Genomic DNA, 24,897 nt, shown 5'->3' on the forward strand with positions numbered 1-24,897 from the left:
ACTGGAGGCACTGCGATGACCATTCTCGAGCACGGCACGGAAACGTGCATCGGTGGACCGACCCTTCCCCAGATACGACGCCTCGTCACCGAAGTGCCCGGCCCCAACTCGCGCGCTTTGGCAAAGCGCCGGAGCTCCGCACTGCCGGCCGGGCTGACCAGCGGATCCAGCATTTACGTTGCCGCAGCGGGCGGAGGAGTTGTCGTCGACGTCGACGACAACTCGTTCATCGACTTCGGCAGCGGCATCGCCGTGACCACCGTCGGAAACAGTGCGCCGCGCGTGGTCGAACGCACCACGCGCCAGCTCGGTCAGTTCACCCATACGTGTTTCCTCGCAAACCCCTACGAGGGGTACCTCGAGGTCTGCGAAGCGCTCAACCGCCTGACCCCGGGAGATCACGAGAAGCGAACAGCGCTGTTCAACACCGGCAGCGAAGCGCTCGAGAACGCCGTGAAATACGCACGTGCCGCCACCGGTCGCCCGGCAGTTGTCGTCTTCGACCACGCATTCCACGGTCGCACGTTGATGACCATGACGATGACAGCCAAGAACCAGCCGTACAAGGCCACATTCGGCCCGTTCGCACCAGAGGTCTACCGGGTTCCGATGGCATACCCCTACCGTTGGCCGAGCGGCCCCGAAAACGCGGCCGACGAAGCATTCGCCCAGTTCCGTCTTGCGATCGACACTCAGATCGGCGCCGAATCGGTAGCCGCTGTGGTCGTGGAACCGATTCAGGGTGAGGGCGGTTTCATCGTTCCCGCTCCGGGATTCCTGAAGCGAATCTCGGAATTCTGCCGTGAGCGCGGCATTCTCGTCGTCGCGGACGAGGTCCAGACCGGTATCGCACGAACCGGATCCTGGTTCGCCAGCGAGAGTGAGGACTTCGTCCCCGACATCATCACAACCGCAAAAGGTCTCGCCGGCGGAATGCCACTCGCCGCCGTGACCGGCCGTGCCGACGTCATGGACGCCGCGCATCCCGGTGGTATCGGCGGTACGTACAGCGGCAATCCCGTTGCCTGCGAGGCCGCCCTGGCAGTTTTCGAGACGATCGAGATGGAAGGGCTCCTCGACCGCGCCAAGGACATCGGCGACATTCTGACCACAGGTTTGTCCGAAATCGCTTCGGACACAGACATAATCGGCGACATTCGTGGACGCGGCGCCATGATTGCAATCGAACTCGTCCACGACGAGGACAAGGCTCCGAATCGCGAGGCCGTCGCCCAGATCGTCAGCTACGCCCACACGCACGGTCTCCTTCTGCTCACCGCCGGCACCTATGGAAACGTCGTCCGTTTCCTCCCGCCGCTGAGCATCTCCGACGAGTTGCTGACCGAAGGACTCGGTATTCTTCGCGACGCTGTGGCCGCAGTCCGATGAGCGTCGCAGTGCGCAGCTTGATCGGCGGAGCTTGGGTCACGGGCAGCGACGGCACACTGACGGACACCAACCCGGCCCGTCCCGACGAGGTTGTCGCCACCGGAGGCCGCGCCGGTGCCTCCGAAATGGCGACCGGTGTTCGCGTCGCCCGCATCGCCGCGAATGACTGGGCCCGCCTGCCGATGTCCGCACGCGGCGCATACCTCACTCGCGCAGCGGAAATCATCGAATCCAACGCTGAGGCCTGGGGCGAAGAACTCACCCGCGAAGAAGGGAAAACGCTGGCCGAGGGTATCGGAGAGGTGCGCCGCGCAGCGCAGATTCTGCGTTACTACGGCAACGCCGCCGACCGCGAGACCGGAACGGTGTATTCCTCCCCACGTAGCAGCGAGCAGATTCTCGTCACTCGCAAACCTCTCGGCGTGGTAGGCGTCGTCACGCCGTTCAACTTCCCGATCGCGATCCCGGCATGGAAGATTGCGCCTGCCTTGGTGTACGGAAACACCGTCGTCTGGAAACCGGCTGCCGCGGTGCCCCTTCTGGCCTTCCGTCTCGCGCAGGCACTGACCGAAGCGGGCCTACCCGACGGAGTCCTGAACATGATCCTCGCCGACAGCGCGGCCGGTGAAGCGCTGGTCGATCACCCGGACCTCGACGCCGTCACCTTCACCGGTTCCACCGGCGTCGGCCGAAAGATCGCGGGATCTGCTGCGGCGCGCGGAATTCCGGTACAGGCGGAAATGGGTGGAAAGAACGCAGCCGTCGTACTTGCCGACGCAGATCTCGAGCTTGCGGTCGAGCAGGTGATGCTGGGCGCATTTCGGTCAACCGGCCAGAAATGCACGGCCACTTCACGTCTGGTGCTCCATGAATCCATCGCCGAGGAATTCCTGGCCAGGCTGACCGTTGAAGTCAAGCAACTGAGAGTCGGAGATCCACTCGATCCCGACGTCACGACAGGTCCCGTGGTCAGCGCATACGCGCAGCAGTCGATCATCGAGGGGATCAATCGAGCCGTCGACGGCGGCGCCAGGGTTGTGGCCACCGCCGAAGCGCCGCAGTCGGGCTACTACGTCCAACCGACAGTGCTGGAACTACCGTCGAGCACCGAACTGTGGTTCGAGGAACTCTTCGGCCCGGTACTGGCGGTGCAGCGGGCAGCAACAACCGCAGACGCATTCCGCTTGGCGAACGAGGGCGAATTCGGTTTGTCCGCAGCATTGTTCACGCAAGACCTGACCAGTGCACTGGCCGGTATCGACGATCTGGACGTGGGGATCCTGCACGTCAATTCGGAATCGGCGGGCGCTGATCCCCACGTACCTTTCGGCGGCGCGAAGAGGAGTGGATACGGACCCAAGGAACAAGGCGACGCGGCGCGAGAGTTCTTCACTCACACCACCACCGTCGATCTCAGGGGCGGCCGAGCGTGATCTGAATTCGATTCCGCCTGCAGCAGTTCACGAGCTTTGAGTGCGATCCACAACTCGGACCGGGTGTGGGCGGAATCGAGATCTCTCCCGATCAACTCGGCAGCCTTGTCCATGCGGTTACGCAGCGTGTGCCGGTGAACACCCAATTGCGCTGCAGCGGATTCCCATTGACCATTGTGGTGCAGGAACGCTTCGATCGAGTCCACCAGACGGGAACCGTTCTCGGCGTCGTAGCCTTCCAGCACACCGAGACCTCCGGCCGCGATCGACTGCAGAACTTCGCTCGACTGCACACTCAACAAGAGACTGAAAGTCCCGAGTTCTGAGAACGGAACGAGCGTGTGTCCTTCGACCTGCCCCACTTTGGCAGCAGAGACGGCCTCGCGCAGACTGGCCGCAACACCGCTCATCGGCCGGACGCCACCGATTCCACCGTTGATACTCCGGCGTGAATTCTCCCGTACTCTCGCATACACACTGCGTGTGACCTTCTCCGCAACTTCACTTTTCACGACGAACCACACACCGGTTCCGTCATTCAGCGGGGCCAACAGGTACGGCACCGACTCTTCTTCCAGGGCCGCTGAAGTGATGTCGGTGGCCGCAAGCAAAGGTCCGACATCGGTCAAGGCGGTTGCCACCACCGTGGTTTCGGATTCGAATCCGAAGTACCGCAACAGACTTTCGTCGACGTCACCGCCGGCCTGGCGCACCATCGTCGTAACGGCCAACCTCAGCCGCTGTTCGGCATCGACAACCCGCAACGGCTTGGCAAGCTCGATGGTCAACAGCGACACCGTGTGGCCCACCAACAATCGCTCGGACTGATCCAAGGCGGCCTCGGACGCCACGGCCAGCGTGCCGCTCACAGCAAGGCGGTGAATGGCCAGGTGGCCGTCGTCGTCCACCACGATCCGGCTGCGCTCCTTACCTGATCGCTCCCTGATGCGTTCGGGCAGAGACGAACTCGCACCTTCCGTCAGAGCCAGCACCGCGCCGTCCCGATCGAGAACACAGACTGCTGCGTGAACGGCTCGACCCAGGGCAGTGATCAGAGCCGGCACCCCGTCGAGCAGGGCACGCGCCAACTTCTCCTGCGCGTCGACCACCGCCTGCACCGTTCGTATCTGGTCGGCGGTCAGTTCGTCGATCACGGCCCGCGAAATGGCGATGAACGGCGTCTCCTTGGCGACGGAAAGCACGGCAAAACCCAGTTCGTCGCCGGCCCTGATGATCGCGTCCGGCACCCTCTCGTGCACGGTGCCGGTGTCGAACGCCAGTGCCACCGCACCGGTCTGCGCGATGCGCTCGACGTACTCGTATTGCTTTGTCGCCGAACGCGGTAGATGCAGCCCCGTCGTCATGACAAGCTCTCCACCGGCGAGCCAACGGGTCGGATCCTGCAATTCGATTGCGTGCGCCCAGCTGATCGACAGATCCACGTCGTCGTGACCGGCAACGATCGTGAGGCCGAGCGAGGTGGTGGCCGCCAGGCGCCGGACAGTCATCGGCATTACCGGAACCTCCGAGGGCAGTGAATAGAAAGGCAGTGGACAGAACTGACAGTTTCCAGTTCAGATTTGTACATCAAGTCCATGTTCTGGATCACACGATGAGCTTAGCGTCTCTCCGAAAGAACTGATCGCGTCATGCAATAGGAGCTGAGCCCAGATGCCCGACAGCAGCACCGAAACAGCCGAAGCCGCCAGCGTTCATTCGACACTCAAAACAGGCTTGAAGAAGCGTCACCTGACCATGCTTTCCATGGGCGGCGTCATCGGCGCCGGTTTCTTCGTCGGGCTGAGCGGAATCATCAACCAGGCCGGCCCCGGCGCAGTCATCACGTGCGCGATCTGCGGCATCATCGTGTTCCTGGTGATGCGCATGCTCGGCGAAATGGCCGTGGCCAAGCCATGTACGGGATCGTTCACCGAATACGCCCGCATGGCGTTGGGCGACTGGGCGGGTTTCACCACTGGCTGGCTCTACTGGTATTTCTGGGTGATCGTCGTCGGCATCGAATCCGTCGTCGGAGCAACCTTGCTCTCCCGGTGGATCCATGGTGTCCCGCTCTGGCTCATGTCAGCGGTACTCCTGTTGGTGATGACCGGGGTCAATCTTCTCTCCGTCAGCAACTTCGGCGAGGCTGAATACTGGTTTGCGGGTATCAAGGTCGCCGTCATCATCGGCTTCATCGTGCTCGGCAGTCTGTTCGTCTTCGGCATCTGGCCCGGCAGTGAAGTCGATTTCAGCAATCTGACCGGCCACGGAGGATTTCTGCCGAACGGCTTCACCCCCGTACTGGTGGGCGTTGTCGCCGTGATCTTCTCCATGACCGGAGCCGAGCTTGTCACGATCGCCGCAGCGGAATCCGCCGAACCTGCCGGAGCGATCAGGCGGGCCACGAACACGGTCGTCTTCCGCATTCTCGCCTTCTTCGTTGTCGCCACCTTCCTCCTCGTGACGATGCTGCCGTGGGATTCGTTCGTCGTCGGCGATTCTCCGTTCATCTCCGCACTCGACCTGCTCGGAATTCCCGGCGCCGCCGACATTCTCAATCTCGTGGTTCTGGTCGCGGTGCTGTCCTGCCTCAATTCCGGCCTGTACACGGCGTCGCGGATGCTCTTCGCACTCTCCGTCTACAACGACGCGCCGGCCTGGATGACACGGACCAACAGCCGCGGCGTGCCGGTGAAGGGCGTACTCGCCTGCACCGTGGCCGGGTACTTCTGTATCGCGGCCGGCTACATCTGGCCGGATACGATTTTCTTGTTCCTCGTGAATTCGTCGGGCGCGATCTGCTTGTTCGTTTACATCCTGATCTGTGTATCCGAACTACGCCTCCGACGCCGATGGGAACGCGAAAGCCCCGAGATTCTGAAATTCCGTGTCTGGTTGTATCCCGGCCTGCCGATAGTGGTCACTGGTCTGATTCTCGTGATCCTGGTGGGAATGGGGCTCAACGAACCCACGCGCGCGGAATTCGTCCAAAGCCTGGTCGCGCTGGGGGTCATCCTCGCCGCTTACGGCGTGAGAAAGTCTCGTACGCGAAAAGTCGTATCGTTCGCGACCGGCTCGAACAACGCACACAGCAGTTCGAAGAAGGCTTGAAACAAGCATCGAGTAAGCACTCGACTCGATAATTGAACCTCTTCCCCGAAAAGAGCCGATCCGATGGAAGCGGTCGAACATAGATTTTCTCTTTACCTAAATTCAAGGCAAAATGGACAGCATGCCGAGCCCTGTCATCGCCTCCGAGGGGCACAGTTCTTGGCGAACACTTCACGAATGGTTCAACGAACCACACGACTACGAGTGGATAAAGCACCAGAGGTCCGGCCGGGCAATCATTCCGATCTTCCGAACCTTGCTCGGAATGATGACGATCATCTTCGGACTGTCCGCTTTCTACAAATTGATCGGTCCGGATACGCCGCCGACCACCCCTGGCAAAGCTCTTTCGATTTTCATGATCTGTACGTGTGTGGGAATCGCCGCATGCTGGTTCACACAACCGTTTCCCGGACGCCGGGGGTTGCTTGCATTCGGAATATTCGCAGATCTCGGGATCGCGGCTGCCGTCCTCCTGGTGCCGGATCGCTCGTCCGGGACGTTCGGTTGCATCGTCTTCGCGGTCACCGGAACCTTTGCGACGCTTTTTGTCAGCGCAAAGTGGCTTGTCGCTCATGTCGTTTGGTCGACGACCGTCACTACTACCGTTTTCGTTCTTGCATATCTGGAAGGCGACGTCGATATCACGACGCTTCTGGCCCGCGGCACCGTTCTTTTCGGAGCTGTCACACTCGTTCCCATTTTTGCGCACCTGACTTGGCGCACTCTCTACCGCGATGCCCAGTATTCGGACCGGGATCCCCTCACTGGACTGTTCAACCGTCGGGGACTGGAAGGGGCAGTCGGCGATCTCTTCGAGAGCGCCCGAGACGATTCTTCATCTCTCGCCTTCATCGTCGTCGATATCGACAAATTCAAAACGGTGAATGATCTTCACGGTCATGCCGAAGGCGATCATGTCATCAGGAGAACCGCGAACCGATTGAGCACACATCTCGGCGAACGCGGAGTCATCGCTCGAACCGGCGGGGAAGAATACCTGGCCGTCATCGCCGGCAATCCCGAATCGACAACCCTGTTGATCGAAGGGATAAACGCGGCGCTGTCGGATTGTTCCGACGCGATCCCCACAACGGTGAGCGTCGGAGCGGTGATGATGACCGCCGAATCGAAGGCGTGGAGCGGCGGTGCTTCCGCAATCCTGGCGGCGACAAATGTCGCGGATTCGATGATGTATCAAGCGAAAGCGGCAGGCGGTAATACGATCCGCTCGGCTCAGATCTGATTCACAGCCACGTAAGTGGGTGGACGCTGCGCCCAGTTTCCGTGTCCGTCGCGGCAAGATACACATCGACGCGCTCAGCGGTCAGAGCCTTGCTGATGTGGTAACCCTGGACCAGGTCACACCCGACCCACTGGACGCGGCGGAACTGCTCGATGGTCTCCACGCCCTCGGCCAACGATTTCATACCGAGGGCCGCGGCCAATTCGACAATGGACTTCACCACGGACATCTTCGGATCGTCCGAGTCGGTGACCAGCATGCGATCGATCTTAAGAACGTCGATTGGAAGTCTCTGGAGCGTGGCAAAGGACGAATAGCCGGTGCCGAAATCGTCGAGTGCGACGGTGACCCCGAGCTCACGCAGCTTGTAGAGATCCCGGATCGCGCGATCGTCCACAACACCTGTCTCGGTGATTTCGAGCTGCAGCAGTTGCGGAGGCAAGCCCGAATCCGTCAGCGCTTTCTTCACCATCGCACCGAACTCTCGCGACACCAACTGCACTGGTGAAACGTTGACCGAGACGCCAATTCCGGTCGGCCACCCCGCAGCAGCGGCGGTCGCCATCGCCATTGCCTGCGCGCCGAGGGGAATGATCATTCCGGTTTCCTCCGCCACCGAGATGAACTGGCTGGGCCCGATGAGGCCGCGGCTGGGATGGTTCCACCGAAGAAGAGCCTCGAAGGCCACCACTTCACCGGTCTGAGTGTCGACCTGAGGCTGGTAATGGAGATCGAACTGCCCTTCCTCGATCCCTCTGTCCAGCTCGTGCAACGCCGTCGCCCGCGCCGATGCCCTCGCCCGCAGCAGCGGTGAGAACTTACCCACTCGATTGCGTCCCGTCGACTTCGCCTCGTACAGAGCCAGATCCGCCAGCATCACCAATCCGTCGGCGTCCGTCGAATCCTCGGGCGCGCTCGAGTAACCGATCGTGGCCCGCACTTCGATCCGATTGCCTTCGACGAAGAATGGTTCGTGCAGCACTTCCAGGTACCGATCGAAGATCACACCGGGATCGTCGCGCGAAGAGGTGCAGACGATCAGCCCGAATTCGTCACCGCCCATCCGCGAGCACATGTCCGAACCGATCACGTCGCGAAGGCGTTTCGTGACTTCGAGAAGTAATTGGTCCCCGATCGGATGGCCAAGGGTGTCGTTCACCGATTTGAAGTTGTCGAGGTCGAGAATCCCGACGAGAACCTGCTTCTCCGGCGCGCGGGAGTCGATCGCTTCCTCGAGCGCCACTCCGAACGCACGACGGTTCGGTAACCCGGTCAACGAGTCGGTGGCCGCAAGGCGAAGGATCTCCTGCTCGTGGACATACCTCTCCGTGATGTCGGAACCGACACCGCGCCAACCCAGAATCACGCCGGATTCAAGGACCCGTGGATTGCCGGAAAGAGACCACCAGCGTCGCCTACCGTCGACATGCACCGGCACGACAGTGTCCCGGAAGGGAGCACTCGATTCGAGTTTGTCGATCATCTGGGCCGCGGCCGCACGCCCCTCCGGACTCGATGCGATCTGGAGTCTGGTGAGGAGTTGTCCGAAGGTGAGTTGCTGCAACTCGTCCACCGTCATACCTGCGACCTCGGCGAGACGTGCCGAGGTGTGGGAGAACCGGCCGTTGGTGTCGCACTCCCACAGCCAGTCGCGGGAACCGCCCTCGAAACCGTCGAGCAACAACGCCACAGTCTGACGCTCGGATTCCGCCTGAAACTCTGCGAGACAACGTCTCTGGAAAGAGGCCGACAGATAGACCGCCCCTACGGTGAGCGCAAACATGTAGATGCACAACTGAATCGCAAGTATGCGAAAGTGGGGTTCGGCGTGGACGACGAGAACAGTGAAGACGCCGAGGCCGTGAATGTAGATCCAGGTCAGGCTCACCGATCTCAGACTCGAGAACGTCACGGTCCCGGCGCCCATGATCCCGGCCATCGTCGCGATCAGAACCAAGTCGCGGAAGACGTCCATGTCGTGAAAGAGCAGAGCGAAAAGTGTGACGTCGAGGGTCGCGACCACGATCACTTCGACGAGCAGACCCACGTAGTCGTAGCGCGGGGTGTGCTTCGACGGCCGCCAGCGAAGGGGAATCCATACTCGGATCGAATTCGCGAGGACGAGAAAGATGAGGGCGCCACCCAACCACCTGAGCGTCTGACGTCCGGGCGGGACGGTGTAGGTCAGAATCACGACCAAACTCGCCATGTACGCAAGATTGGCGAACGGCGCGACGGCTGCAGCTTCGTCTATCTGACGGCGAAACAGGCTGTTGCAGTCGGCCTCCGAAGCAGGATCTTGCCTGCCCAATCGACTCGGACGGCTCATCAGCGAGGCATCCCGACATCTGCGCAGGCGCCATCAGCGGGCGTCGAATCCGCTCGCCTGGCCATCCGAACCTCCCCTGGCTCCCCACCGAACCCTTATCCGGTGAAACGTCAGTGTTTCAGACTCGCTGCTTGTTTCCTTCACAACGGTAGCCATCTGACGAATCGATTGTGCGCAGATCACTATATCCAGAGGTCGTTCCGTCGATCGTCCAGGTCGATCCGCGATTGCTGATTCTTAGCTCGAACCACGTTTGTCGCCGACCGCGACGCGGGGGATTCGAGCGGTCGGGAACAACGCGGCGATTGCGAGCAGCGCTGCCACGGCAAAAGCGACACGCAACGCGTCCAGCCTGGCTTCTTCGTTCACGTCCACGATCGCATCCGCCGTGGACTCGGCGACGCCGGCGTCATCGAGAGCGGATCGGAGTTGCGTCGTCGACAGGAACGGCACGCCCGAGGCCATGTCGGTGCTCGCTTGCTGCTGCACCGATGTCGGAACCGCCGGATTGTCTTCGATTCCGGCGATCGCCGACGTCGTGAGAGTGGCAATGAGAACCGATCCGATCAGGGCAGTTCCCAAGGAAGCGCCGAGGTTGGTGGCGGTGTTCTGCAACCCGCCGACCTCGGTGCTGCGCTCGTCCGGGACCGAGGACACCGTGACGGCTCCGAGCTGCGAAGACAGGCACCCCAAGCCGAAACCCATGAACAGCATGGGAATCATCACGATCGCCGCATTGGCGCCGGGGTCCATGCCTGCAACGAGCATCAGAATGCCGACGACCATGACCAACAATCCGACTCGGACCACGCGTCGCGGGTTCGCGGTAGGCCGTAGCTTCGGAATACCGATCGCCGCCACGACGAGCGCCGCCGACAACGGCAGGATGCGAACTCCCGTCTCCAGGGCACTGAGCTCCAGAACTACGGACAAGAACAACGGGACCGCGAAGAACACGCCCGCCTGGACCAGAAACTGCGCGAAGAACATCGACAGCCCGCCACTGAGCTCGCGGTTTCGCAGCATCGCCGGATCAAGCAACGGCTCCTTCCCCGCAGCGGCCAGGCGTCCCTCCCAGCGCAGGAATCCGTACACGACCAGGAGCCCGGCGATCAGCAGCCACACCACCGGGGAAAGCCCGACCAACTGCGGTCCGTCGGGTTTGGCCTGCACCCAACCCCACTCGCTCGAGCGCAGTACGCCGAAGACGATCATGCCCAGCCCGACCACGGACAAGATCGATCCGACGTAGTCGAGGCGCGACTTCGACGGTGGGACGTCGACCACCTTGCTCAGCACCAGCAAGATCAGGACAACGATCACGACTTCGCCGACGAACACGTAACGCCATGACGCAAATGTCGTCGCGGCGCCGCCGATCAGCGGCCCGACCGCCACGGCCATCGCGCCGGCGGCAGCGACCAGACCGTAGGCAGCCGGGCGCTTCTGCGCCGGAAAGTTGGTGGCGACGAGCGCGACGATCGCGGGCATGATGAGTGCCGCACCGACGCCTTCGAGGAACGACCATCCGATCAGCAGGACCGCAAGATTGGGAGCGAGCGCCGTTGTCAGAGAACCTGCGCCGTAGATGATCAAGCCGAGCGCGAAGGCCCGGCGACGACCCATCATCGACCCCAGCTTGCTGCCCGTGATCATCAGCGTCGCCATGACCAGGGTGTACAGCGTGATCGCGGTTTGAATACCGGTGATGCTCGTGCCGACGTCCTCGGCGACGGTTGCCATCGAAACGTTCATGACCGAACTGTCCAAGGTCATCAGGAATTGGCTGGATGCCAACACCGTGAGAACCAGTCCTGAACCCGCTTGCGTCGTCGAACCAGCAACCTGTCCGTCACCCATCGTGCGGGTGTACCCGGTGTTCAGGTCCTCGAAGCAGACCGGTCAGTGCTGTTCGAGGCTGAGCTGATCCGCCCAAGCCGACACGTCCCCGCGTTCCAGAGCCACCGCCAGCAGTTCCGGAAACTTGTCCGGCGTGCACGCAAACGCGGGAATCCCGAGGGCACTCAGCGACGCTGCATTGTCGTGATCGAACGACGGTGCCCCGTCGTCCGAGAGTGCCAGTAGAACCACGACTTGAACGCCGGAGTTCTTCATGGCGGCCATCCGGCGCAACATCTCGTTGCGAATACCGCCCTCGTAGAGGTCCGAGATCAGAACGAACATCGACTCGGCAGGACGCGAGATCAGTGACTGGCTGTACGCGATTGCGCGGTTGATGTCCGTGCCCCCACCAAGTTGGGTCCCGAAAAGGACGTCGACTGGATCGGACAGTTTGTCCGTCAGGTCGACGACGGCAGTGTCGAAAACCACGAGCGAAGTCTTCAGCGCCTGCATCGACGCCAACACCGCGCCGAACACGGATGCGTAGACGACGCTGGACGCCATCGAACCCGATTGGTCGATCGCCAGGACTACGTCGCGCTGCACGGATTTCGACTTGCGGCCGTATCCGACGAGCCGCTCGGGGACGACGGTTCGATACTCCGGAAGGTAGTGCGACAGATTTGCTCGGATGGTTCGGTCCCAGTCGATGTCACGCAACTTCGGATTCGACGTTCTGGCCGAACGATTGAGTGCCCCGGTCACTGCGGCCTTCGTTTTCTGCGCGATTCGCTCTTCGACTTCCCGAACCACCTTGCCGACGACCATTCGAGCAGTGGCCTTGCTGGCCTCCGGCATGACCTGGTTGAGGCTCAGCAGCGTCCCGACCAGATGCACATCGGGCTCGACGGCATCGAGCAGTTCCGGTTCGAGCAGCAACTGCGCCAAACCCAGTCGGTCGATCGCGTCCTTCTGCATCACCTGCACCACCGTGCTGGGAAAGTACGTCCGGATATCGCCGAGCCATCTGGCGACGGACGGAGCCGACGCCCCCAATCCTGCTGAGCGGCGTCGCCCCTTGGTCGGGCCGGACGAATCGTAGAGTGCGGCAAGAGCTGCATCCATTCGACGCTCGCCCGGTTGGCCCAGCCCACCCGTCGATTCTTCGGCGGATTCCCCGAGCATCAGTCTCCAGCGTCGAAGGCGCTGATCGTCGTCGCTCATGCGCCCACCCCCAAGATGTCCGCAACGACCGCCATTGCCGCTCTGCCGCGTCGAGCATCGGTCTCCACTGTCGTTTCGACGCGTCGGCCGCCTCTGACCGCCCGACCGATCGCTCGACGCTCCCCCGCCTCGAACGCTCCGAACGTACGTCGAAGCAGTGGAAGCGTGTCGATGAAGTCCTGCTCACGAAGTTGGCGAACCCACGTGTCGATCAGCGTGAGCAACGCTCGATCGTGAACGAGCACAAGCCCTCCTCCACCGAGAAACCCGTCGACCCACCCGGCTTTGGCGGTCGGCGTGCTTCCCACGGACAGGGCCCGAGACAAGCGCTGGGCTGCAGCGGTTTCCGTGATCGAACCGCTGTCGCGCTGTAGCCGCACCATCCGGCCGACGAGTAATCCGTTGACGTCGTCACGGTCGATCACGCCGGCCATGGCCTGCAGCCACCGTGCGCTCGCATCGCGATCGTCACGAACCATGACTGCCGAGTGAACCTTGTCGAGGTGTTCGCGAAACTCCTCGGCACTGGGATCGTCCAGGCCCGTGACGGCGACTGCGAGGCCAGTGCAAATGCGGATCAACAGGCTGTCGGCGACGTCGACCAATGCCGACACGTCGGTTCCGCGCACATCGCCGTACCGCAGCGTTCGCGTCAGCGTGGGCAGCGCCGCCATCAGGTGCGACACGTCATGATCTAGTGCCGCAACCGTTTTCACACTTTTCAGCACAGCGGACAACGCTGCCGGCAGGTTCGCCAGGAGCGAGTTCTCCAGTAGTCCGATCAGTGACGCGAGAGAGATGTCCGGCTCGTTGATCTTCGAGACGACGCGTGATGTTGCCGCTGCAGCCACCGTCGTGCCCCACAGCGACGCCTCGATCACCGAGACCGAGAATTCGGGCTTCCATTGCAGCGCCCAAGTTTCCCGGAACGTTCCGGTGGAACGGACCTCACTGTCGGCCGGGGTCCCCCAATCGATCTCGAGGATCCCCAGTCGGTGCAGGAACTGGGAACGCTCGACGTCGATATCGCGTCGCAGGTCCAGATCGAGATTCTTGGCTCCCGCTTGTTGTTTGAGCCGCAAAGTCTTTGAACGTGCTCGCAGGTCTGCTTCGAGCGGAACCGTCGGAGTTTCTTCGGGCACCGCGCCCAGCGCTTCGCCCACAACCAATCTTCGCGTGATCAGATCCAGAAGAACGTCGTTCCCGTCGCACATCACCGACCTCGTTGCCTCGGTGACCTCCGACAATCCCGCCAAGGGTCGAGAACGCAGTGCCGCCAACGTATTTGCCAACCGGACAGCTTCGATGACGTGAGCACTCGAGATCGGAAGGTCCTCGTCCCTGAGCACCCGCGCAACTTTGGTGAGCCACCGCGTGATCGTCTTGTCGTTCGCGGTGAACAGGTGGTGATACCAGCCCGGCGAGGTAATTCCGGCGCCGTAACCCGATGCCGATGCCAGACGTGAGTGAGTCCAGGGAACCCACGTCAGCGAGGTCTTGACCTTGGACATTCCTTTGAGGATGCGAGCATCGGGCGCCGCCGGCCCCAAGGCTCCGACCAACGCCGGCGCGTGCCAGGCTCCGCAGACGACCGCTACCCGCTCAGCGCCATCTTTCAACGTCTTTCGCAGCACCTGACGCATATACGCTTCGCGATGCGCTGTCTCCTCGTCGATCGGCACTGTCTCACGCAGCGCCTCCATCGCCTCGGTGATCGCATCGAAAGAATCTGCGCCCGAGCTCGATTCGATCACCGAATCCCACCAGCGTTCGGTGTCGTCGAAACCCGCGGCCGCGGCCAGTTCCGACAGAGGATCGCCCTCGCGGACAGTACGAATCCCCTGATCCGCCAACACGTTGAAGGCGGGCAGATCGCAGAACCGTGCCTGCACACCGTTCTTCGCAGCCCACTGCAGCGCTTGCCATTCGGGTGAGAACACCGCAAACGGCCAGAAGGCCGCCTTCGACGGCTCGCCAGTGGCGTACGCGAGCAACGCAATCGGCGGTTTCATCGATTCCGACGCCGCCAGCATCACCAACGGGTCTGCGTCCGAAGGCCCTTCGATCAGGACGACGTCAGGCGAGAACTCTTCCAGACCCTGCCGAACCGAACGAGCAGATCCCGGGCCGTGGTGACGGATACCGAAGACCCGGACACGCAGGTCCGGAATCACGATGGTCACCCGGTGACCTCGCGGCACGCCCGGTAGAAGTCGGACCACTCGCCGCGTTCACGCACTACTGCCTCGAGGTACTCGTTCCACACCACCTTGTCTGCGACCGGATCCTTGATCACCGAACCCAGGATTCCGGCAGCGACGTCGGATGCCCGCAGTACGCCGTCCCCGAAATGCGCAGACAACGCCAAACCGTTGGTGACCACCGAGATCGCCTCCGCCGTCGACAGAGTTCCGGACGGGGACTTCAACTTGGTGCGGCCGTCGGTGGTCGCGCCTGATCGCAGTTCCCGGAACACGGTGACGACCCGGCGAATTTCCTCGGCTGCTGCGGGGGTTGTCGGCAATTCCAGTGCTGCGCCCAGCTGTTCGACTCGACGTGCCACGATGGCCACCTCGTCTTCCTCGCTGGCCGGCAAAGGGAGGACTACGGTATTGAACCGTCGACGCAGTGCGGACGACAGGTCGTTGACACCGCGATCGCGATCGTTGGCGGTAGCGATCAGGTTGAAGCCCTTGGCTGCCTGCACCTCGATGCCCAGCTCCGGCACCGGCAACGTCTTCTCGGAGAGAATGGTGATGAGGGCGTCCTGTACGTCGGCCGGAATACGCGTCAACTCTTCGACGCGGGCGATCTTCCCGGTTTCCATCGCCGTCATCACGGGAGAAGGCACCAGCGCACCGGCGGTCGGCCCCTCGGAGAGAAGACGTGCGTAGTTCCAGCCGTAGCGGATAGCTTCCTCGGGCGTGCCCGACGTGCCCTGGACCAGGAGCGTCGACGCACCCGAGATTGCGGCCGAAAGATGTTCGGAGACCCAGGTCTTGGCCGTACCGGGAACCCCCAACAGCAGTAGCGCCCGGTCGGTGGCAAGAGTTGCGACGGCCACTTCCATCAACCTCCGTGGACCGACGTACTTCGGCGAAATGACGGTTCCGTCGTCGAGAGTGCCACCCAACAGATACGTCACGACGGCCCAGGGCGACAAGTTCCACGACGGTGGACGCGGACGAGCATCCTGCGCGGCCAGTGCTTCGAGTTCGAGCGCGTACTCCTGCTCTGCGTGGGGCCGCATCAGCTTTGCCGGTTGCGCGAGCTTTTCCGGTTCCGCGAGCTTTTCCGGTTCCGTGGTGGGCACGGTTACGCTGTCAGTCATGTGAGCTCCTCGAGCAGGGTCTTGCGGTGGGTGATGACGCTGGCAGTTCTGGCGAAGGTCTGCCGCCAGTCCGGGTCACGTGCACGTTCCGCAGCACGCTCCAGCAAAGTTACTGCGCTGTAAGGAAATCGAGTCTCGGCCAGGCGCAGCGATGCGACGTACTTGTAGCGTGAGAATTCGCCGGCCTTGGCGCCTCCGTCGGCACGTCTGGCCGCAACTCGTTCCCACTGGGCCACCACTGCCCGGGTGATGTCCTCGGGCCATGGACCTCGCAGAGCGTCGTAGATCGCTGCCCGGCCCGGGTGCAGAACATTGGCGTCGCCGTTTCCGGACCTCAACAGATCAGCCAGCGCCTTGGCCGGCACCAACGGGAGCACGCGTCGATCGGTGGCGGTGCCGCGCATCCGAAAGAGTTCCAGCGCCCATTCCGTATTGTTCTGCGCGACTGCGGCGGTGGACCACGCGTCGTGAAGGATCGGCTCCCAGCTTTCGTCAACGCCCATCCCCAAGACCTTGCCTGGTCCACCGATCATGTTGTTCCACAGAGACAACGGCGCAGAACTGATCGCCTGACGCACATACTCGGCACGATAGTCGGTGTGTGGATTCGGCCGGTCTTCGATGCCGTCTCGCCTCGCCGCTGAATCGACTTCCTCAGGCGGGACGATGACGAGCGTGGACCGAACGAGTTTCCGTTCCACCCGCACCCATTTCCGAACCCGAGCAGCCATTCTCTCCACGAACTCCGATTCGGGGAGTTGTCCGAGTACTTCCACTGCCGCGCGTCGCACGTCCTTGCGACGGTCGTCGAGGGCTTCCTCCAACAATGGTTGATCATCCGCGCTCAGTCCGTTTGCCAGCGCCGCGACGAAGGCAGCCTTCTGTTCGCCCCGCTCGGTGGCCCAGGACTTTCGCAGTTCGGCCAGCGCCAGCGCGGGATCTGTTCGACGAGTGTCTATCAGCCACTGTGTGCGCTGCGACGAACTTCCGTGACGCCACACGTCCGGGTTGGCATCCCTGGTTCGGACGAGTTTGCTCCACTCGGGGTTTTGCGCGGCAAGCCATCGACCACGCTCGCCGACAATCTGCAGGATGCTCTCCCGGTGAGCTTCACTTGCACGTGCAAAAGAAAGCAACTCGGCGACCAGATGATCAGGCGCACGGTAATTGTGCTCCAACGCGACTGCGAACCATTCGTCGAGCAAGGTCGCCTTGGCCGCGAGCATCGACAGCAGATGCGCCGATGAGGATTCCGGCAGCGTGAATCGAACATCGTCTGGCGCAGGTGTCGGCACCGCCGCCGTGGTGGAGCCCGCACCACCACGGCGGTACACCCTCTCCAACGCTGCTCCTGCGAGAAGCATCTCGGCAGGATCGCCGTCGAGTTCGCGAGCGTAGCCACGCACTTCAGCCGGCAACTCCTCGAATGTTGTTGCTGTTCTGGCTGTCCCAAGGAGCGCCGCTGAGATCAATGTACTCACAGCACGATCACCTGCCCTCCCGTGAAAACCGAGATCGGAGTAAGAGCCAGCGCGTTCCACGTTCCGCAGACTGTGACCGGGTAACCGCCGGAAATGCCGAGCAACTTCCACAGAAGATCCGAATTACCCTCTGCCCGAAGCGCTGTGCCCGATTCGTCGACGACAAACCATGATCCGTCGACGAACGACGGGACCACCGAACTGATCACTGCCGGCCACGAGCGCAACCATGGATCCGCGGCGAGGGCATCGGTAAACTGCTGCAACGCAGTGTCGATGCTTCCGAACGGCATGGTTGTGAAGGGCTCCGGTTCTCCGTGCGTGACCCCTATCCGAGCCCGCAATGCCGCGGCACCAGGATAGAAATGAACATCGGCGTTGAGCAGAAACCCGACTGGCGGCGTTTCGGTGGCAAAATTTGGTGACCCGTGGGAGAAGTCGAGCAGCATGGCCCACCGCTTCGAATTCCTGCCGAGCATCCACACCGTTCGGGTGAACAGTCGCTTCTCCTCGGTGATCCCCGAACCGAGAATCATCCAGTTCTCTTTCACCGGAATCGATTCCATCACACTCTCGGTTGAGACCGGATAGCCGACGTGTGCTTTCACCGAATAGGCAAGATCTTCCGGCAACTCGGACAGCTTCTGATGCGCAGCAACCAGCAGGTGCAACCGAGCCAACTCGTCGAGGACTTTCTCGGGCCAGTTCTCGGTAGACGCAACGGTGCCCGCCAAGGCTCGAAGTGTGCCTGCGACACCAGGCGCCTGAGCATCCACCATTCGAGCAGCTACTGCGTCGAAGCCCGCCCAGGATGTGTCCATCGCTGCCAGACCACTGCGGATCTGATCGGTGATCCACAGGTCCAATTCGACGAGCCCGCTCGCAACGCGGTCGGCGCGCTTCTGCGCTGTCGCCGGGTCGGGAGCCTTCTTGGGGGCCTCGTCGCCGGTCTCAGCCCTTTCGCCGCGGGTCTCGGCCTTCTCCTCGCGGCGCAACAACCACTCTGCTGCGAAGTCGGCGGGCTCGTCCGTCGACGGCACACGCCCTTCCGACCATTCCACCAGCAGCCCCAGAGCATGTTTGCACGGAAACTTTCGACTGGGGCACGAGCACTTGTATGCAGGGCCCCTCAGGTCGACCACTGCTTGATACGGCTTCGAGCCGCTGCCCTGACACAGCCCCCAGAGCGCGAGACCCCTGTTGCCGGCATGGCTCCACGTACCACCCAACTTGCGCGCAGCGGCCAGCGATGCGGCGTCCGGAGCTACCGACGCCACCTGCCCAGCTGTCCACGGCGAAGTCACTCGACCACAGTATGACAACCCGCTGACATCACAGAGCCAGGCCGATTCGTTGGTGAATTACCCCTTGACTCGAACACATATTCGAATATGATTTGGGGAGGGGATCGGGGGATTCAATGAGTGTCTTGTTGTCGGACGTGGTGTCGGGTTCTGCGGTGGGGTTACGCGGACGGTTGTGGCGGTTGACTGCTGCCGAGTTGCGCGCTGCTGCTGTCGAGGCGAGTGCGGAGATTCTGCGCCTGGAAGCCGTGCGGGTGGCCGTGGTGGACGAGTTGTCGTTGCGGCCGGATGATCAGGTGATTGCCAGCCGCGGAGTGGGGTCCTGGTTGGCGGCCAACACGATGCTGCAGGTTCGGGACGGGAAGAAGATCGCCGCGTTGGGTGCTGCTTTGCGGCCGTTTCCGGCGGTGGCGGCTCGGTTCGATGGCGGGGACTGCTCGTTCGATCATGCCGTGTTGATCGTGGCGTTCTGCGAGTCACCGCCGAAAGGCATGCCGGAGGAGGCATTACCGAAGTGCATCGATTTGTTGCTCGCTGCTGCGTCGGGGGTGGAGGCGACGACGACGAAGGTGCGGAACGTGATCGCGACCTTGGAGCGGTTGTTCGAATCGGATGAGATCCCGCCCGCCGAAGATGTCGATCTCAACGAGTTGCGGATCGCGTCGACCTTGAACGGTCGAGTGGTGGTGCGTGGTGATTTCGACGCCCTCACCGGTGAGATGTTGCTGTCGGCGTTGTCGAGTCTGACGATGCCGACCCCAGCACCGGATGGAACCCCGGATGCCCGGTCGGCGGCGAAACGCACCGCGGACGGGTTCACCGAACTGATCCGCCGGTATCTGGACTGCGCGAAAACCGGTACCGATGGTGGTCAGCGTCCGCATGTGAACGTGCACATCAATGCTCGGGATCTGGCGGAGCATCGGGATTGTGCCGCACAGTCTTCGGATTCGGGTGATGACGACTCTCTGGACCTGGCCGATCTTGATGTCGGGCACATGCCCTGGCTCGGACCACTGTCCGTGTCACAGACCAGACTCCTCGGCTGCGACTGCTTCCTCTCCACCGTCCTGCTCGACGATCACGGCGCACCGCTCGATGCGAAACCCGGAAAACGATTGGTCACCCCCGAACAGCGAGTGGCGTTGATCGCCCGAGACAGAGGCTGCGCGTTCCCGGGGTGTTCATGTGTGCCTGCCTGGACGGATGCGCACCATATCCGGCACTGGGCGAACGGCGGCCCGACGGTGATGAACAACCTGGTCCTGCTGTGCCGTTCACATCACCGACTGATGCACCGGAAATCCGGGTTCGTCGGCAAATGGGAAATCCGAATCGGCGCCGACAACAAACCCTGGTTCGTCCCGCCGCCCTCGATCGACCCCGGCCAGCACCCACGGCCCGCGAACACCACCTTCAAAACCTGAGGGGTCAAACCTCTTTGGCGACAACAGAACACGGCCAGGCTCCGCATCGGACATCAAACCCCGATACGGAGCCCACAGGCCGTGTCGCATCCACGACTCACGACGATTTGGCCGGGCGCAAGACCGATCTACCCAACAACTCACAAACCTGCAGGGCCAGAGCAAGATCCAACTTGTCTCGGCCGGCAGCAACTGGATCGCCGAGCGCCTTGTTGATGCGATACTTCACCGTATTCCGGTGCAGATTCATGTGATTGGCAGTGTGCAGATGACTTTCACCATGTGCAAAGTACACACTCAACGTCGTCCGCAAGGATGCAGCAGAGGGCGTATCTTCCGCCAACGGGCCAAGCACCTCCCAGACCCACGACTTCGTCGAATCGATGTTCTCGGACAGAAGTGAAACCACAGCGACGCCGCGGTCTCCGAAGCTCACCACAGGTCGCTGCGGTGTATCCGGGACGGCAGCAACCGAATAGGCGGCGGTTGCCTGTTCGTGGGACCGTTTGAAACCGTCGACCCCTGACCCCGGCAGTCCGATTGCCACCCGCGCCCCGCCGTCCAACGGCACTGCCGCCGCGAGAACCTCCGGATCCGGCGCAGGCACCCGGCGACCGAACGGCAGCCACGCCCACACCGTGCGTCGATCGATGGCGGTGATGATCGGCGGCTTGTCCGCTCCCGCCGCTGCGCCGAGATCACGTACGAGTCGGTCCAGCGTATTGATGCCCATGACGTCGGCATCCCACGTCGACCAGACCACCAGGGCGACGTGGTTCTGACCGAGGCGGTACCCTGTCTCCGCTTCGAAAGCAGCGGTATCTGCGTTGGTGCCGGACAGGAGGGCGTGGATTGCGGCCGAATGGAGGTTTCCCTGCGCTGCCATCCATCGACTGCGTTCCCGCTCGTACGCGTCGAAGACGTAGAGCGTGATCCAGTCGATGTAGCTGTAGACCACGTCCGAAGTGTGTTTCAGGACAGCCAAAGTGAGTCGCGCCGGAATATCCAGTGTGCTGATCTCGTCGTGGCAGATCCGCATCAGATCGCCTTGGCCCATGTGATAGGCCCGGACAAGGGAGTTGGACGGGACATCCCGCTGCGCCAGACGCAGAGCGTATTCCACTGCAGCAGTGGTGGGTTGGAGATGATCGATCGGAATGTCGTTGGCCAATACGTGGATGATCGTCGTGATGTTTCCCTGCACGCTGGCCTCGAGCATTTCGAGCAATTTGGCGTCTGCATCCAATTGGTCGATTTCGTGAGCCATCATGAAGGCCATCTCACGCGCGATGTCGGCGCTGCGCTCGTCGAGTCGTCGTGCCAACTCGGCAACCACCGCAAGCACTTCCGGCTCCGCGGCTGCAGGCACTCGGGCGAGGCGCCGCATCGCACCGGCGCCTCGCTCCTTGTGCGATGGACTACTCACAGAACTTCCGCACCCTTTCGTCGCAGGTACTTCAGAGCCGATTCGGCTGCGTTGTACCCGCACATTCCATGTGCTCCGGCACCCGGCGGGGTCGAGGCCGAGCACAGGTAAGTGCCCGCGATCCCCGTGCTGTACGGATCGACTGCGACGCGCGGACGCAAGACAACCTGCAGTTCGGTGTTGGCACCTCCGATGATGTCGCCGCCTACCTGATTCGGATTGTCCTCTGCCAGGTCAGCTGTACCACTGCTCGACGTCGCGACGATCTGCTCCCGGAATCCTGGCGCAAACCTCTCGATCTGACGGATGATCGCCTCCGTAGCGTCGCCGGCGTAACCGTGAGGCACGTGCGCATAGGCATACAGCGGATGAACGTTCCCGGCAGATCGGGTGGGATCAGCCAGGTATTGCTGACCTAGGAGCACGAACGGCCGGTCCGGCATACGGCCTGAATTCGTCTCACGCTCAGCGGCCACGATTTCGTCGAAACCACCTGCCAGATGCACAGTTCCGGCCCGACCACAGTCCGGATTGGTCCACGGCACATGACCTTCGATCGCAAAATCGACCTTGAATGCTCCGGGAGCCTGCTTGAACTTTCGATAGGCCCTCGCCACTCGACCAGGGAGTCGATCGCCCAGAATTTCGAGCGCACCCCCCGGATTGACATCCAGCAGAACAACATCGGCGTCCGGAATCTCGGAGACCGTACGAACCCGAACGCCGGTGTCGATCTTGCCGCCGTGATCGAGGAGCATCGCAGCCATCGCGTCGGTGATCGACCGCGAACCTCCCTCGGCAACCGGCCAACCGTAGCGGTGACCAGCAGCAGTGATCATCAATCCCACCGCCGAGGTGGCCGGACGGGTGAGTGGATAGAAGGCGTGTGCGGCAACCCCGCCGAACAGCGCCTTCCCCTTGTCCGTCTTCCACAACTTCGCGGTCACCGTTGCCGGAAGCAGCGCTCGCGGACCGAAAGCTGCGAGCCGCAGCGGATGGTGCGGAACATTGACGATCGGGCGCATCAGATCGGACGCCAGCGCATCGAACCCAGTCGACAAGTCACCGAACATGCGTTGCCATCGAGGCCCGTCAGCGCCGAGTCCCGCAGCCGTCTGCTCCAGCGAGCGGTACAGAACCCCGGCGTCCCCGTTGTCGAGCGGATGCGCGCAGTCCACCTCTGCCCATCTCCAGATCAGCCCGTATCGCTCGAGGTCCAGCTTGGACAGGTACGGCGAGCCGATACCCATCGGGTGAAACGCCGAGCAGTGATCATGGATCAACCCCGGCACGTCGATCGGACCGGAGCGGGTGCCTCCGCCGATCTGGTCGGCAGCCTCGAGCACCTGCACGTCCACACCGCTACGTGCGAGGTGTACCGCGGCAGCGAGCCCATTGGGCCCGCTGCCGACGACTACGGCCTTTGTCACTTACTCACCTCTTGCTCGCTACCGCTGACCCTCGTACGCATCTTCGGTTCGGAGACAACCTGCGGATCCGTTGCCGCGCGGTCGGCCCGTACGTCCAGTGTCCACTGAACGTCGAACGGAATGGGCCCGTTCGGCAACCACGGCTGTTCGGCGACTGCGTCGGCGACCTTGAAAGTACCTCGTTCGATGACACCGAGAGCGGCATCGATCACCTGGTACTCCTGCGTTCCCTTGTGGATGGGCTGCGATTCGATCCAGGTCACCAGGAACTCACCGGGTGCGAAATTGCAGCGACGCTGAATGGCTGCGATCAACTTCGCGTCGTGCAGGTGCCCGTCACCGAAGTTGAAGGCGACGATGGAGTTGCACATGAACTCTGCTTCCCGCAGTGAGTACGTGTTGATGTCGTCGCCGAGGTGCCTGATCATCAGAGAGAACAGCGCACGCCCCTGGCTGTGCATGGAACGCCAGCCCAACAGCTGATGCAGAACGACATCGGACACATCTTCGGGGTACATCGTCATCAACTGATTGCGCGTATCCGGCGACGGACGCTTGATGAACTGGTCGATCTTGGCTTCAGCGCCCGGCGCGAATGCCCACGTCGCGGATGCCCAGTTGCCGGCGTACTGGCGCATCGACGGCAGGAAGGACACCAGATCGGGTCGAAGGTTTCCGAGAATGGGGAAGAAGGCAAGGGCTGCAACAATTCCCGCGGTAATCCACGGTGAGGACATGGCGCCGAGTCCGTAGCCGTCCCATGCCGGGAATCCCAGGAACAGAAAGACCGAGGCGTAGGCGAACAGAAGATTCCATTCGAGTGGGACGGCAAGCGGGAAGGTCGACGCGATGAACAGATGGAATCCGACCATGAGGATCACGGCGAGGATCGTGAGGGTTTTGTTCGTCGAGAACAGCAGTATCAACGGGGTGACGATTTCGACCATCGTTCCGGCCACGTGTGCGACGCCGCCGCCCAGGTGTGAAGGCCGCAGATCCTCCGGGAAATTCCGGTAGTGGGCGCGCTTGATCTTCTTCGACGGGATCCACGGGGTATTGCTGAGCATCGGAGGAACCACCAGCGAGAAATGGCGACCGAACTTCGAGACACCGGCACCGATCCACACCATGACGATCAGCAGTTTGAGCGCCAGGATCATGTCGACGAACGGCAGGAATGTGAAGAAGAAGATCGCCGGCAGGTACTGCTCACTACGGGCAGCGATGAAGGGCACCTTGTCCCGCAACCCGAGAATCACCATGAGTACCAGGAAGGAGTACAAGACCGTCGGGCGCACCAGTCCGGCATTGTCAGCGATTGCCGAGTCGATTCCTGTGGTGTGAACACCGGGGAGAACAGCGGCAACAAGGAGATTGGCGACTGCGGCGACATAGATGAAGACGTCGAACACCGTGCGGGTGTCACCCGAGGTGAGCGGCACTTTGCCCGGCCACGGTGGCAGACGAATGGTGCCGGGGCGGAGCCAGTAGAGAACTCCACCGGTCATCGGCTTGAAGTGGCCGGCGAGCGGCCCCCAGGATCCTGCCAAGCCCAGCATCTCGAGCATCATCGTCCAGATGATGAGTTTCTGGTAGACGATCGGCTGGTTCCACCACGATCCGATGTCGAACCACGAGAGGCCGGAAGTCAAAGTGGCAACGGCTGTTCCAGCTGCCAGGTAGAGGAACAACAGTTTCATGATGTAGACGGTGTGGACCATCTTCGGCGTACCGAAGCCGTAATCCACCCAGTGCGTGGACATGTCACGCAGACGCTCGAGAAACGGCTTGTCCATGAACGTTGCCGGATCGACGGGAGGGAAGTTTCCTTCTTTGAATCCCATGATGTGCTCCTGAAATACGGAATGTGGGCATGACGGATCGACTCGACGGACGTCGTCGAGCTGTGCTGGTATTACGGGGA

16 protein-coding genes are annotated in these 24,897 nt (G+C 62.1%); 5 read left to right on the forward strand and 11 right to left on the reverse strand.

The features are described from left to right. The first annotated feature begins 15 nt into the window (after positions 1-15). Positions 16-1,389, forward strand: a complete 1,374-nt coding sequence (gabT, locus tag BH682_RS26905) for a 4-aminobutyrate--2-oxoglutarate transaminase (protein ID WP_075834683.1) — start codon at positions 16-18, stop codon at positions 1,387-1,389. After that, positions 1,386-2,822: an aldehyde dehydrogenase family protein gene (locus BH682_RS26910; protein ID WP_075834685.1), complete on the forward strand. Its 1,437-nt coding sequence runs from the start codon at positions 1,386-1,388 to the stop codon at positions 2,820-2,822. Before gabT ends, BH682_RS26910 begins: the two co-directional genes overlap by 4 nt. Here the strand turns inward: BH682_RS26910 and BH682_RS26915 are convergent. Further along, entirely contained in the window at positions 2,783-4,330 is a 1,548-nt protein-coding gene (locus BH682_RS26915; protein ID WP_223304554.1) for a PucR family transcriptional regulator, read from the reverse strand. The genes BH682_RS26910 and BH682_RS26915 overlap by 40 nt on opposite strands. A gap of 163 nt (positions 4,331-4,493) precedes the next feature. Between BH682_RS26915 and BH682_RS26920 the strand changes: the two genes are divergently transcribed. Further along, the gene (locus BH682_RS26920) at positions 4,494-5,933 is read left to right on the forward strand and encodes an amino acid permease (RefSeq protein WP_054187531.1); all 1,440 of its coding nucleotides are present in this window, start codon (positions 4,494-4,496) and stop codon (positions 5,931-5,933) included. A 121-nt stretch (positions 5,934-6,054) separates the two neighbouring features. Further along, entirely contained in the window at positions 6,055-7,179 is a 1,125-nt protein-coding gene (locus tag BH682_RS26925) for a GGDEF domain-containing protein (protein ID WP_064113656.1), read from the forward strand. Between the two features lies 1 nt (position 7,180). Here the strand turns inward: BH682_RS26925 and BH682_RS26930 are convergent, their stop codons facing one another. The 7 genes from BH682_RS26930 to BH682_RS26960 all read right to left on the reverse strand — a co-directional run bounded on the left by BH682_RS26930 (position 7,181) and on the right by BH682_RS26960 (position 18,690). Further along, positions 7,181-9,508 (reverse strand): putative bifunctional diguanylate cyclase/phosphodiesterase, encoded by a 2,328-nt coding sequence (locus BH682_RS26930; protein ID WP_042446441.1) that lies wholly within the window; start codon positions 9,506-9,508, stop codon positions 7,181-7,183. A 237-nt stretch (positions 9,509-9,745) separates the two neighbouring features. Continuing rightward, positions 9,746-11,368, reverse strand: a complete 1,623-nt coding sequence (locus BH682_RS26935) for an MFS transporter (RefSeq protein WP_042446444.1) — start codon at positions 11,366-11,368, stop codon at positions 9,746-9,748. 42 nt (positions 11,369-11,410) lie between these two features. Beyond that, on the reverse strand, positions 11,411-12,574 hold the full coding sequence (locus BH682_RS26940; RefSeq protein WP_047269390.1) for a VWA domain-containing protein: 1,164 nt from the start codon (positions 12,572-12,574) through the stop codon (positions 11,411-11,413). Continuing rightward, the gene (locus BH682_RS26945; protein WP_075834689.1) at positions 12,571-14,757 is read right to left on the reverse strand and encodes a DUF5682 family protein; all 2,187 of its coding nucleotides are present in this window, start codon (positions 14,755-14,757) and stop codon (positions 12,571-12,573) included. Before BH682_RS26945 ends, BH682_RS26940 begins: the two co-directional genes overlap by 4 nt. Beyond that, on the reverse strand, positions 14,754-15,824 hold the full coding sequence (locus BH682_RS26950; RefSeq protein ID WP_030536085.1) for an ATP-binding protein: 1,071 nt from the start codon (positions 15,822-15,824) through the stop codon (positions 14,754-14,756). The genes BH682_RS26945 and BH682_RS26950 overlap by 4 nt, the downstream gene beginning before the upstream one ends. Positions 15,825-15,901: 77 nt before the next feature. Then, positions 15,902-17,386 (reverse strand): DUF5691 domain-containing protein, encoded by a 1,485-nt coding sequence (locus BH682_RS26955; protein ID WP_075834691.1) that lies wholly within the window; start codon positions 17,384-17,386, stop codon positions 15,902-15,904. Further along, entirely contained in the window at positions 17,383-18,690 is a 1,308-nt protein-coding gene (locus tag BH682_RS26960; protein WP_075834693.1) for an SWIM zinc finger family protein, read from the reverse strand. The genes BH682_RS26955 and BH682_RS26960 overlap by 4 nt, the downstream gene beginning before the upstream one ends. A gap of 116 nt (positions 18,691-18,806) precedes the next feature. Between BH682_RS26960 and BH682_RS26965 the strand changes: the two genes are divergently transcribed. Next, positions 18,807-20,117 (forward strand): HNH endonuclease signature motif containing protein, encoded by a 1,311-nt coding sequence (locus BH682_RS26965; RefSeq protein WP_075834695.1) that lies wholly within the window; start codon positions 18,807-18,809, stop codon positions 20,115-20,117. A 97-nt stretch (positions 20,118-20,214) separates the two neighbouring features. Here BH682_RS26965 and BH682_RS26970 read toward each other — a convergent pair whose 3' ends face one another. Genes BH682_RS26970 through BH682_RS26980 form a run of 3 tightly spaced genes read right to left on the reverse strand, consistent with a single transcriptional unit; the run spans position 20,215 to position 24,817 of the window. After that, complete coding sequence (locus tag BH682_RS26970) at positions 20,215-21,504, reverse strand: PucR family transcriptional regulator (protein WP_063315534.1); 1,290 nt, start codon at positions 21,502-21,504, stop codon at positions 20,215-20,217. Positions 21,505-21,539: 35 nt separating this feature from the next. Next, the gene (locus BH682_RS26975; RefSeq protein ID WP_075834697.1) at positions 21,540-22,973 is read right to left on the reverse strand and encodes a phytoene desaturase family protein; all 1,434 of its coding nucleotides are present in this window, start codon (positions 22,971-22,973) and stop codon (positions 21,540-21,542) included. Further along, positions 22,970-24,817 (reverse strand): DUF3556 domain-containing protein, encoded by a 1,848-nt coding sequence (locus BH682_RS26980; protein WP_042451545.1) that lies wholly within the window; start codon positions 24,815-24,817, stop codon positions 22,970-22,972. The genes BH682_RS26975 and BH682_RS26980 overlap by 4 nt, the downstream gene beginning before the upstream one ends. Positions 24,818-24,897: the final 80 nt, after the last annotated feature.

Source organism: Rhodococcus sp. YL-1 (genome assembly GCF_001942025.1).
GTDB lineage: Bacteria > Actinomycetota > Actinomycetes > Mycobacteriales > Mycobacteriaceae > Rhodococcus_F > Rhodococcus_F qingshengii.

Coding starts and splice junctions, on each gene's coding strand:
- BH682_RS26970 (WP_063315534.1), bottom strand. CDS start 21,504: ATGCGGCGCCTCGCCCGAGTGCCTGCAGCCGCGGAGCCGGAAGTGCTT.
- BH682_RS26965 (WP_075834695.1), top strand. CDS start 18,807: ATGAGTGTCTTGTTGTCGGACGTGGTGTCGGGTTCTGCGGTGGGGTTA.
- BH682_RS26940 (WP_047269390.1), bottom strand. CDS start 12,574: ATGAGCGACGACGATCAGCGCCTTCGACGCTGGAGACTGATGCTCGGG.
- BH682_RS26935 (WP_042446444.1), bottom strand. CDS start 11,368: ATGGGTGACGGACAGGTTGCTGGTTCGACGACGCAAGCGGGTTCAGGA.
- BH682_RS26925 (WP_064113656.1), top strand. CDS start 6,055: ATGCCGAGCCCTGTCATCGCCTCCGAGGGGCACAGTTCTTGGCGAACA.
- gabT (WP_075834683.1), top strand. CDS start 16: ATGACCATTCTCGAGCACGGCACGGAAACGTGCATCGGTGGACCGACC.
- BH682_RS26915 (WP_223304554.1), bottom strand. CDS start 4,330: ATGACTGTCCGGCGCCTGGCGGCCACCACCTCGCTCGGCCTCACGATC.
- BH682_RS26950 (WP_030536085.1), bottom strand. CDS start 15,824: ATGCGGCCCCACGCAGAGCAGGAGTACGCGCTCGAACTCGAAGCACTG.
- BH682_RS26920 (WP_054187531.1), top strand. CDS start 4,494: ATGCCCGACAGCAGCACCGAAACAGCCGAAGCCGCCAGCGTTCATTCG.
- BH682_RS26980 (WP_042451545.1), bottom strand. CDS start 24,817: ATGGGATTCAAAGAAGGAAACTTCCCTCCCGTCGATCCGGCAACGTTC.
- BH682_RS26910 (WP_075834685.1), top strand. CDS start 1,386: ATGAGCGTCGCAGTGCGCAGCTTGATCGGCGGAGCTTGGGTCACGGGC.
- BH682_RS26930 (WP_042446441.1), bottom strand. CDS start 9,508: ATGAGCCGTCCGAGTCGATTGGGCAGGCAAGATCCTGCTTCGGAGGCC.